A 9066-nucleotide genomic window follows, 5' to 3' on the forward strand; every position below is an offset into this window, starting at 1 on the left:
AAAAAGGAGTGCTTCAACACCAACTGTTTGATAGACTTATCCACAGCTGCTAACTCAAAACGCAGCGACCAGCCCTGGGTCACATTTCGATCAGCAGGCTGGGTCAAGATTCAATCAGCGCCAACAATCAACGTACCGATTCCGGTGCCGGTAGCGTATTTCAGTTTCACTGGCTCGCGTGCCTCAAAGTTGGGCGATCTCGGACCGAACGGCAAGCAGGCAGTGCAGTTCTGGACCCAGACCAAGACCGTCACGGCGCGCTGGTTTGCGCCGGACGACGACGGCGGCGTGATCAACACGACGATTGCGATGAAGTGATCGAATCGCGTGAATAACGTGAATAACCGCAGCCACGCCAAATCAAGAGGATTGCATATGAGTAGCGATATCGTTTTTATCGGCCTCGGTCACATGGGTTTGCCGATGGCGCTGAATCTGGTCAAAGCCGGTTGCCAGGTCAGCGGTCATGATCTGGTCGCGGCAAGCGTCCAACAGTTCGCCGCCGGCGGCGGTAGCACCGGCCAGGATCTGGCGGCGGCGCTTGGAGCGGCCAAGGTCATCATCACCATGCTGCCTGCCAGCCGCCACGTCGAAGGCGCTTATCTTGGCGCTGCCGGTATTCTGGCGCAGGCGGCGCCGGGGGCCTTGCTGATCGATTGCTCGACTATCGCTCCCGATGCTGCCCGCAAGGTGGCAGCGGCGGCGCGTGAGAAAGGCTTCACCATGCTTGATGCGCCGGTGTCGGGCGGCACCGCAGGCGCTGCCGCAGGCGCCCTGACTTTCATGGTGGGAGGCTCGGATCAAGGTTTTGCATTGGCCAGGCCGTATCTGGAAAAGATGGGCAAAGCGATCTTCCACGCCGGCAGCAATGGCAGCGGCCAGACCGTCAAGGTGTGTAACAACATGCTGCTGGGGATACTCATGATCGGCACTGCCGAAGCGATCCGGCTAGGCATGGCGAACGGCATGGACCCTAAGGTGCTGTCGGAAATCATGGCCAAAAGTTCTGGCCGCAACTGGGCGTTAGAAGTGTATAACCCTTGCCCCGGCGTGATGGAAAATGCACCGGCGTCGAAAGATTACAGTGGTGGCTTCGGTGTTGATCTGATGCTGAAGGACCTCGGGTTGGCGATGGAAAATTCCTTGTCTACCGGTAGCAGCGTGCCGCTGGGGGCGCTGGCACGCAACTTGTATGACATCCACAGCAAGAGTGGTGCCGGCGGGCTGGATTTTTCGAGTATTTTCAATATGCTGGCCAAGGCCAAATAAACCATGCTAAGGCTAAGAGTGCTAGTGTTTTAGTAGTGAGAGACGAAAAAAACGCTGTCGATAACTAAATCGGCAGCGTTTTTTGTGAGCGACAGAAAATTAACCGCGCTTCTTGAACTCGTTGGTACGGGTGTCGATTTCGATCTTGTCGTCGGTGCTGATGAACAGCGGCACCATCACAGTGTGCTGGTTGGCTTCGATGGCGTTTTCGATCTTGGCTTCTTTCAGGACGTTGCCCGAAGTGTTGCCCTTGACCGCCGGCTCCGAATACACTACCTGGCGCACGATGGTGGTTGGCAGTTCTACCGAAATTGCCTTGCCGTCGTAAAACACGGCTTCGCATTCCATGCCGTCTTTCAGGTAATGCAGCGCATCGCCCAGGTTTTCTTCTTCGATTTCATACTGTTCGTAGTCAGCGTCCATGAACACGAACAATGGATCGGCGAAGTACGAATAGGTTACCGGCTTCTTGTCCAGCACCACCACGTCAAACTTGTCGTCGCCGCGGAAGACGTTTTCCTGCGGGCTGTTGGTCAGCAGGTTCTTCATCTTCCACTTGTAGGTGAAGCCCGTGCGGCTCGAACCGTTGACGTCAGAGCGCAGGACGATCATTGGCTTGCTGTCGACCATGATGATGTTGCCGACACGAATTTCTTTTGCTGGTTTCATAGCGAATATGCGTAAAAGTAGGTTACTTAAAAATCATCTGTAGCCTACTGACAAAAGTGCCGCAAGCCCACGTTTGATTGAATTTTGAAATGCGTTAAAAATTAGCCCTATATTTTAGCCTATTTTTTGACACCTCTTAGCCAACTGTTTCGGCAAACTTAAGTAAATTTGATGCCAAATCGCCATTTGCCAACAGCTTGCGCTGCCAATCTGTGGACATCATGGCAATTTTAGGCAGGTCGGTTTTAAACGACGGCCAGATTGCCGCGAAATCGGCGTCTTCATCCGCCGCGGCATTCCAGCCGAGAGACAGCGCGACCAGGCTGTCGGTTTTTGCTGAATAGCGGCGCAGGAATGCGTTCAGTTTAACGTGGTGCAAATCTTTGTCTTGTGGGTAGATATGCCAGATAAACGGCTTACCTGCCCACTGTGCGCGGACGAAGGAGTCTTCACCGCGTACAAAATTGAGATCGCAAGCCCACAACAGCTTGTCGTAGTCTGGCTGCGGAATAAAGGGTAGTACGCGCACGGTCAGCGCCTCGCGGGTCGCGCAGGCGCCTGCCACTGCCGCCTGTCCCAGAAACGCCTCGACCGAGGTGGCGGCAACGCCTTCCGGCACCAGGCAGGTGAGCGCTGCGTCGCTACGTCGCCAGACATCGAACAAGGCAGCAACCGGCGCCTCTGGATAGCAAAACAGCGATACTTTCAACGATGTGAACTCGCCAGGCGTAACGCCCAACTGGCCTAGAAAGGCCGCCATCGCCGCCGGGTTCTGCTGGAATGCCGCGCGCTGTTGCAGTAAGGGCGACTCCAGCAGCAGCCCGCCGGTTTTGTCGGTGAAGCCAGGAAAAAAGAAATGTTTGGTCAGCGCCATTTGAGGATGAGGCGAGGACAGTGTGTGGCAGCCTTCCACCCATTCTTCGGCGCTCAAGCCCTCCAGATTCAGCCACACCGGCGGCGGCGTGCGCTGCGCCATTGCGGCAATGTAGGACGGCGGGATGTCGCAGGCAAAAAATTCGATGACGATATCGGCGACGTCGGCGGCTGAAAATACGCCGTCCTGATCGCGCCAGTGGCGTACTGTGACATTGGCGATCTGTTGTACCTCGCGCTGGATATTGACCTGCGGGCAGATGCGCTGAAAACTGCGCAAATCGTCAACCCACAAGGTAACGGCGATAGCGTGTTCCTGTTCCAGTTGGCGCGCCAGGCGCCAGCAGATTCCGATGTCGCCATAGTTGTCGACAACTTTACAAAACAGGGCCAGCGATGTGTGTGTGGGTAAATGGTTCAAGATTCAAATTCCAGCAATGATGAGATTTTTTGGCCGGGTAGTTGGGATTCGGCGATGTAGTGCAATAATGCAGCCCCGCATGATACCGGACCTGATACGGGACCTGATACGGGACCTGATACGGGACTTGATACGGGACTTGATACGGGACTTGATACGGGACTTGATACGGGACTTGATACGGGACTTGATACGGGACTTGATTCTGAACCTAATTCTGAACCTAATACGAGACTTAATGGCGGATGATACTGGACTTCAACGATGACGAATGAGCGCGACTTGATTGCCAACCTGACGTTGGCCTTGATTGATCTGGCCGGGGCAGTGGCGCAGATCGCGGAAACCATGCCGGAACACAGCAAGGCACAGATCAACGATTCGCTCAATGTGGCGGTGACCAAGCTGGAGCAGGTCGCCATCGCGATCAGTGTTGACGATAGCGCAGCGGCTGATCAGGCTGCGGCATCGGAAGCCGGCACACCGCAAGAAAGTTACGCGGGCTGATCTACTGTCCGTCACTGTCCGCAACCTGCGCGAGCTGATCGCCGCCAGCCTGTTGCGCGAGGATCTGAACTATCGGCTTAATGGTCTGGCGGTTAAGCTCCCGCTTTGCGCGAGCGATCCGGTCTGGAAGCCATCGTCAACACACTGTTGCAGGAAGAACCCGGCAGCGAACCTGGTTGTATGGTGGCGCCGGAGATGATGACGCTGTTTCGTCGCCACAAATGGCCGGGAAATTTTCGGCAACTAAGCAACCTTCTCAGGGGTGCCGTGGTGATGGCTGGTACATTTTCCGGATGATTTTCTGCAGGATGTGCCGGCGTTGCTGGCCCCTGATGCTGCCGACCGCGGCGGTCTGGAGCAGTTGGCCGTGACGGCCGTCAGGCAGGCCTTCGATGCCAATCGCGGCAACGTTTGCGCTAAGCCAAAGCTCCGGATGTGTCGCGCAATACGGTTTATCGCAAATTGAACCTGCGTTGAAAGTCGTTCACCTAGCGCGGTCGGCATCCACACTGTGGGCGACTGGCATCGCCACGGCATGGGCGCTCTTCATTTTTTACGTGTCTTGGCTTCTTCGTGCTCCGCCGCAGCGCGCTCAAAGCGCTCACGGGTAGTTTCCTCGTCGTGGCTGCCGAACGCGTAGTTGGCCTCCAGCCACATCACATTGATGATGCCGAACGCCAGCGCCAGGCCAATCCCTAATATCCATGCGAAATACCACATAATCTTCTCCTGTCGGTGTGCTGAGTGTGGGTTTGGTGTGTACTTGTGTGTATTTATTGTGTGTATTTATCCAGGCAGTCATTAATAAGCGGTGTGCTCGTTGTCGGCAATATGTTTCAGCGTGATCTTGCCGCGCATCACCCGATACACCCAACTGGTATAGAGCAGAATAATCGGCAGCATGATCACCACCACCCAGAACATGATGCCCAAGGTCTTGTGGCTCGATACCGCATCCCAGATGGTCAGGCTGCTGTTTGGGTCCAGCGAGGACGGCAGGATGAATGGGAACAGCGAGGCGCCTGCGGTGAGGATGACGCCGGTGACACTGAGGCCGCTTGACAGGAATGCTGCCATCGCCTTATCGGCGGCGCTGAAGACTACGCATAGGAAGGCTGCGGCAATAGCCACGATCGGCAAGGCCCAGATGGCAGGCCAGCGGGCATAGTTATCGAACCAGACGCCGGTAGCGGTGGTGACGGTTTTAGCGGTCGGTATGAAGGCGCTGTTGATATCTGGCATGGCAGTGATGTGGTAACCGTGGATGCCGTACGCGACCCAGAAGCCGCCGGCAACAAACAGAAAAATGGTCGCCACGCCGGCGATTTGTGCGACGCTACGGGCACGTTGGGCGATCAGTGCATCGGTTTTTACTTGCAGGTAAGCGGCGCCGTGCATCAGCAACATGGTTACGCTCAGCAAGCCGGCTAGCAAGCCGAACGGATTGAGCAATTGGAAAAAATCGCCGGTGTATTCGACCTGCATGGTGTCGTCGTAGTGGAAGGGTACGCCCAGGAACAGATTGCCGAAAGCGACGCCGAAAATCAGCGGCGGCACCAAGCCGCCGACGAACAAGCCCCAGTCCCAGGCATTGCGCCAGCGTGTATCAGCCACTTTGCTGCGGTAGTCAAAACCGACCGGGCGCAAGAACAGTGAGAACAGCAGCAGCATCAGCGCCACATAGAAGCCGGAAAACGCCGCGCCGTACACCAGCGGCCAAGCTGCAAAAATCGCCCCGCCGGCGGTGATGAACCAGGTCTGGTTACCTTCCCAGGTGCTGCCTATCGAGTTGATGATGACGCGCCGTTCGCCGTCGCTCTTGCCGATGAACGGCAGCAGCATGCCGACGCCGAAATCGAAGCCGTCGGTCAGGGCGAAGCCGATCAACAGGACGCCGACCAAGCCCCACCAGATTACCTTTAGAGTTTCGTAGTCAAAGATCATGGCTCTCCCCTTATGTGGTGACGGCGTTGTCGTGGCTGGCGCGCGGCTGTTCCGGCTGGTCCGGCTGTTCCCAGTGGTACTTGCCGGTGTGCAGGCTGCTGGGGCCGCGGCGCGCGTATTTCACCATCAGAATCATTTCAACAATGAACAGGAAGGTGTAGAAGCCGATGAAGCCGGCCAGGCTGAAATACAGGTTTCCCGGCTGCAGGGTGGAGGCCGAAAGGTGGGTCGGCAACACGCCCGCTATGGTCCAAGGCTGACGGCCATATTCGGCCAGCAACCAGCCCAGTTCCATCGCCACCCATGGCAGCGGAATGCTGTACAAAGCCAGGCGTAGCAACCAGCGTTGTCTGGACAGTGTCTTGCGGATCAGGAAGTAGAACGAGCAAGAGAAAATGAACAGGAACAGCAAGCCAAGGCCGACCATGATCCGGAACGACCAGAACATCGGTAACACTTTCGGGATGGTGTCGTTGACCGCCATCGCAATTTGCTCAGGCGTGGCATCGACCACGTTCTGGGTGTACTTCCTCAGCAGCAAGCCGTAGCCCAGATCGCCTTTCAGTTTGTCGAAAGCGGCAACGGCTTCCGGTGACTTGTCGCCTGATTTGAGGCGGGTCAGGGCGGCATAGGCCAGCATACCGTTTTGTATCTGTCCTTCATGCTGTTTTTTCAGGTCGTTGATGCCGGTGATCTGTTTATCCACCGAACGGGTGCCGATCAGGCCCAGTACGTAGGGAATCTTGACGGCATAATCGGTGCGCTGCTCTTTCTCGTTAGGCCAGCCAAAAACCGTGATGCCGGCCGGTGCCGGCTGAGTGCGCCATTCGGCTTCCATGGTCGCCATTTTCACTTTATTGACTTCGCCGGCGGTGTAGCCCGATTCGTCGCCGAGGACGATCACCGACAACGTCGATGCCAGGCCGAAGCCGGCAGCAATCGCAAATGAGCGCAGCGCGAACGCGGTATCGCGCCCTTTCAGCAGGTAGTAGGCAGAGATGCCCAGCACGAACATCGAGGCGGCGACATAACCGGCTGAAATGGTGTGGACGAACTTGACCTGGGCCACCGGGTTGAAGATGACGTCGACGATGCTAGTCAGTTCCATGCGCATGGTTTCATAGTTAAACTCGGCACCGACCGGATTGTTCATCCAGCCGTTAGCGATCAGAATCCAGAGCGCGGAGAGGCTGGAGCCAAGTGCCAACAAGAACGTGATCATGAGATGCTGGACCCGCGACAGGCGATCCCAGCCGAAGAAGAACATGCCGACAAACGTCGATTCAAGGAAGAACGCCAGCATCCCCTCGATCGCCAGCGGGGTGCCGAAGATGTCGCCGACATAGTGTGAGTAATACGACCAGTTAGTGCCGAATTGAAATTCCAGTGTGATGCCAGTGGCGATACCCATGGCGAAATTGATGCCGAACAGTTTGCCCCAGAAGCGTGTCATGTCTTTGTAGATCGGGCTGCCGGTCATCACGTAGACCGACTCCATGATGACCAGAATCCAGGCTAGCCCCAACGTCAATGGCACGAACAGAAAGTGAAACATCGCGGTTAACGCGAATTGCAGGCGCGATAAAGCGACGACTTCATCGATTGGAATCATAGGATGGCCTCGGCGTGGATGGAAGGGAAGCAGGTGTGAGTGCTTGCGGCGGCAGGAAATGCTGCTCGACCAATGCGGTCGGCATACGCATCTTCTTGGTTTGGGGTTCTGAGAAAAAGGCTTTCCACAGCAGCGTGAGCAGGGCAATCTTGATCGCCAGGATCAGCGTGATTTCGACTGCCAGCGGGAGGCGCGTGAAGCGCGGAAAGCGTTTCTTTAAGGCGACAGACATTTTACGTCTACTCCTTCAGGTCGGGGTTCAGGTGGACATCAGGGTGATCTGTGCTGGCCTTGGTTTTGCTGCCGGAGCCTGGCATGCGGAATTTGTCTCGCACTTCCAGCAATTTTTTGACTTTCGATCCCATTTTCATCAGCGAGGCCAGGGTTTCCGGCGAGAGTCGCTGCACATCGTCGAACCACGAGCTTGATAATTCGATCAGATTGTACATTTCACGCATTCGCTTTTGAGCAATTTTATCAACTTCATTTGCCGGGTTTTCCAGCAACGCATCGCGCAGCATCGACAAAGTGGGTTCTATTTCCCGGCGCCGGCGCTCTTCCAACAAGGCTTTGAAGATGTCCCAGATGTCTTTGGGTGGCTCGAAGTACTCGCGCCGATCGCCTGCGTGGTGCAGCAGCTTGACCAAGCGCCAGGATTGCAATTCTTTCAAGCCCATACTCACGTTGGAGCGCGAAAACGCCAGATATTCGGCAATCTGGTCAGCATTCAGCGGCCGTCCGAGGACATAAAGCAGCGCATAAATCTGGCCAACGGTGCGGTTGATGCCCCAGCGGCTACCCATTTCGCCGAAATGCGAAATGAAGCGCATGGTTAATGGCGTGAGTGGCGGCAGCGGCGATGGCGCGAGGTTTTCGCCTGGTGTTTGTGTTGGCATGATTTTTTGAATTTTCAGTAATTACTGAAATATAAGTTAAATTTGAAAGTCTCGCAATGGGGATATGGCGTACTCTTGCTTCTGATTAAGCGCGATACCGCACAGACAAACCGCCGCGTGCGCCGTTAACATTGCATCGTAGGTTCGACAAACTGGAGAGATGATATGAAGACAATTATTCTTGGGAAAACAGCGTTTCGTACTATGTTGATCGCTGCCGCATTCGGCGCCAGCCTTGCTGCGGGGGCGGCGATTGCTGCCACAACTGATGCCGCGGCTGCGCCGCAGCCGCATAGCGATGGCGTGGCCGCGACAATCACCGATACCGCAATTACCGGTCCGGTAAAGGCGCGCTTGATGGGCAATTCGAATCTGAAAAAATCCGATATCAGCGTCACTACCACCAACGGCGTGGTCACGCTGAGCGGAACGGCTAGTAGTGCAAAGGCTAAATCTCTGGCAGAGGCCCAGGCAAAAGCGGTGCAGGGTGTCACCAGTGTTGACAACGGACTGAGCGTGGCAACCAGCAGCAAAGTGGCAGCCAAGAGCGGCATGGCTGTCACAAAGACCGAGCGCGTGGTAGCCGATAGCTGGATCACCACCAAGGTGAAGTCAGAAATCCTCGCCAACAGCCTCACCAAAGGTTTCGATGTGAGCGTCAAGACTACGCATGGCGTGGTCGTTTTGGGCGGCACGCTGGCCAACCAGGATGCTATTGATCACGTCAAGGATATTGCTGAAAAGGTAAATAGTCGCCCCTGAACAACCCCATCCCCCCAATGTTGGCGGGGCCCGATGCCTCAAAAGCGGTTGCGGAATTTGCAAGAACATGGAATATTTCTATTCAATTTCTTGCAAATATTGTCGAGGTGTCT

Annotated in this window: 11 protein-coding genes and 1 pseudogene; 5 read left to right on the forward strand and 7 right to left on the reverse strand. The window is 55.8% G+C overall.

Annotated elements, in window-relative coordinates:
- Together ACIQ0R_RS08840 and mmsB are read left to right on the forward strand one after the other, a co-directional pair.
- Positions 1-318: pseudogene (locus ACIQ0R_RS08840) on the forward strand (malonate-semialdehyde dehydrogenase); the annotation flags it as partial.
- A gap of 57 nt (positions 319-375) precedes the next feature.
- On the forward strand, positions 376-1269 hold the full coding sequence (gene mmsB / locus ACIQ0R_RS08845) for a 3-hydroxyisobutyrate dehydrogenase (protein WP_395826293.1): 894 nt from the start codon (positions 376-378) through the stop codon (positions 1267-1269).
- Between the two features lie 99 nt (positions 1270-1368).
- On the opposite strand, the gene ACIQ0R_RS08850 is transcribed toward mmsB, so the two are convergent.
- The gene (locus ACIQ0R_RS08850) at positions 1369-1938 is read right to left on the reverse strand and encodes an elongation factor P (protein WP_395826295.1); all 570 of its coding nucleotides are present in this window, start codon (positions 1936-1938) and stop codon (positions 1369-1371) included.
- Positions 1939-2074: 136 nt separating this feature from the next.
- Complete coding sequence (gene earP, locus ACIQ0R_RS08855) at positions 2075-3232, reverse strand: elongation factor P maturation arginine rhamnosyltransferase EarP (protein ID WP_395826297.1); 1158 nt, start codon at positions 3230-3232, stop codon at positions 2075-2077.
- A 264-nt stretch (positions 3233-3496) separates the two neighbouring features.
- On the opposite strand from earP, the gene ACIQ0R_RS08860 reads away from it, so the two are divergent.
- Together ACIQ0R_RS08860 and ACIQ0R_RS08865 are read left to right on the forward strand one after the other, a co-directional pair.
- Positions 3497-3739, forward strand: a complete 243-nt coding sequence (locus ACIQ0R_RS08860; protein ID WP_395826299.1) for a hypothetical protein — start codon at positions 3497-3499, stop codon at positions 3737-3739.
- A gap of 105 nt (positions 3740-3844) precedes the next feature.
- Entirely contained in the window at positions 3845-4036 is a 192-nt protein-coding gene (locus tag ACIQ0R_RS08865) for a hypothetical protein (protein ID WP_395826301.1), read from the forward strand.
- A 249-nt stretch (positions 4037-4285) separates the two neighbouring features.
- Here the strand turns inward: ACIQ0R_RS08865 and cydX are convergent, their stop codons facing one another.
- From cydX to ACIQ0R_RS08890, 5 genes are all read right to left on the reverse strand, one after another.
- Positions 4286-4459, reverse strand: a complete 174-nt coding sequence (cydX, locus tag ACIQ0R_RS08870; RefSeq protein ID WP_395826303.1) for a cytochrome bd-I oxidase subunit CydX — start codon at positions 4457-4459, stop codon at positions 4286-4288.
- Between the two features lie 81 nt (positions 4460-4540).
- Positions 4541-5683 (reverse strand): cytochrome d ubiquinol oxidase subunit II, encoded by a 1143-nt coding sequence (gene cydB, locus ACIQ0R_RS08875; protein ID WP_395826305.1) that lies wholly within the window; start codon positions 5681-5683, stop codon positions 4541-4543.
- Positions 5684-5693: 10 nt separating this feature from the next.
- Positions 5694-7295 carry a cytochrome ubiquinol oxidase subunit I gene (locus tag ACIQ0R_RS08880; RefSeq protein ID WP_395826307.1) on the reverse strand — a complete coding sequence of 534 codons (1602 nt, stop codon included), beginning with the start codon at positions 7293-7295 and terminating at the stop codon, positions 5694-5696.
- A complete protein-coding gene (gene cydP / locus ACIQ0R_RS08885) occupies positions 7279-7527 on the reverse strand; it encodes a cytochrome oxidase putative small subunit CydP (protein WP_395826309.1) in 249 nt (82 codons plus the stop codon). Before cydP ends, ACIQ0R_RS08880 begins: the two co-directional genes overlap by 17 nt.
- Before the next feature lie 7 nt (positions 7528-7534).
- Complete coding sequence (locus tag ACIQ0R_RS08890) at positions 7535-8191, reverse strand: GbsR/MarR family transcriptional regulator (RefSeq protein ID WP_395826311.1); 657 nt, start codon at positions 8189-8191, stop codon at positions 7535-7537.
- A gap of 165 nt (positions 8192-8356) precedes the next feature.
- Between ACIQ0R_RS08890 and ACIQ0R_RS08895 the strand changes: the two genes are divergently transcribed.
- Positions 8357-8953, forward strand: coding sequence for a BON domain-containing protein (locus tag ACIQ0R_RS08895; RefSeq protein ID WP_395826313.1), 597 nt, complete (start codon positions 8357-8359; stop codon positions 8951-8953).
- Positions 8954-9066 lie beyond the last annotated feature (113 nt).

Source organism: Collimonas sp. (assembly GCF_044339385.1).
In the GTDB taxonomy this organism is placed as follows: Bacteria; Pseudomonadota; Gammaproteobacteria; order Burkholderiales; family Burkholderiaceae_D; genus Collimonas.

Bases quoted from the DNA above. Each gene is read 5' to 3' on its own strand.
- mmsB (WP_395826293.1), top strand. From the start codon at position 376: ATGAGTAGCGATATCGTTTTTATCGGCCTCGGTCACATGGGTTTGCCG.
- ACIQ0R_RS08850 (WP_395826295.1), bottom strand. From the start codon at position 1,938: ATGAAACCAGCAAAAGAAATTCGTGTCGGCAACATCATCATGGTCGAC.
- ACIQ0R_RS08860 (WP_395826299.1), top strand. From the start codon at position 3,497: ATGACGAATGAGCGCGACTTGATTGCCAACCTGACGTTGGCCTTGATT.
- cydX (WP_395826303.1), bottom strand. From the start codon at position 4,459: ATGTGGTATTTCGCATGGATATTAGGGATTGGCCTGGCGCTGGCGTTC.
- cydB (WP_395826305.1), bottom strand. From the start codon at position 5,683: ATGATCTTTGACTACGAAACTCTAAAGGTAATCTGGTGGGGCTTGGTC.
- ACIQ0R_RS08880 (WP_395826307.1), bottom strand. From the start codon at position 7,295: ATGATTCCAATCGATGAAGTCGTCGCTTTATCGCGCCTGCAATTCGCG.
- cydP (WP_395826309.1), bottom strand. From the start codon at position 7,527: ATGTCTGTCGCCTTAAAGAAACGCTTTCCGCGCTTCACGCGCCTCCCG.
- ACIQ0R_RS08890 (WP_395826311.1), bottom strand. From the start codon at position 8,191: ATGCCAACACAAACACCAGGCGAAAACCTCGCGCCATCGCCGCTGCCG.
- ACIQ0R_RS08895 (WP_395826313.1), top strand. From the start codon at position 8,357: ATGAAGACAATTATTCTTGGGAAAACAGCGTTTCGTACTATGTTGATC.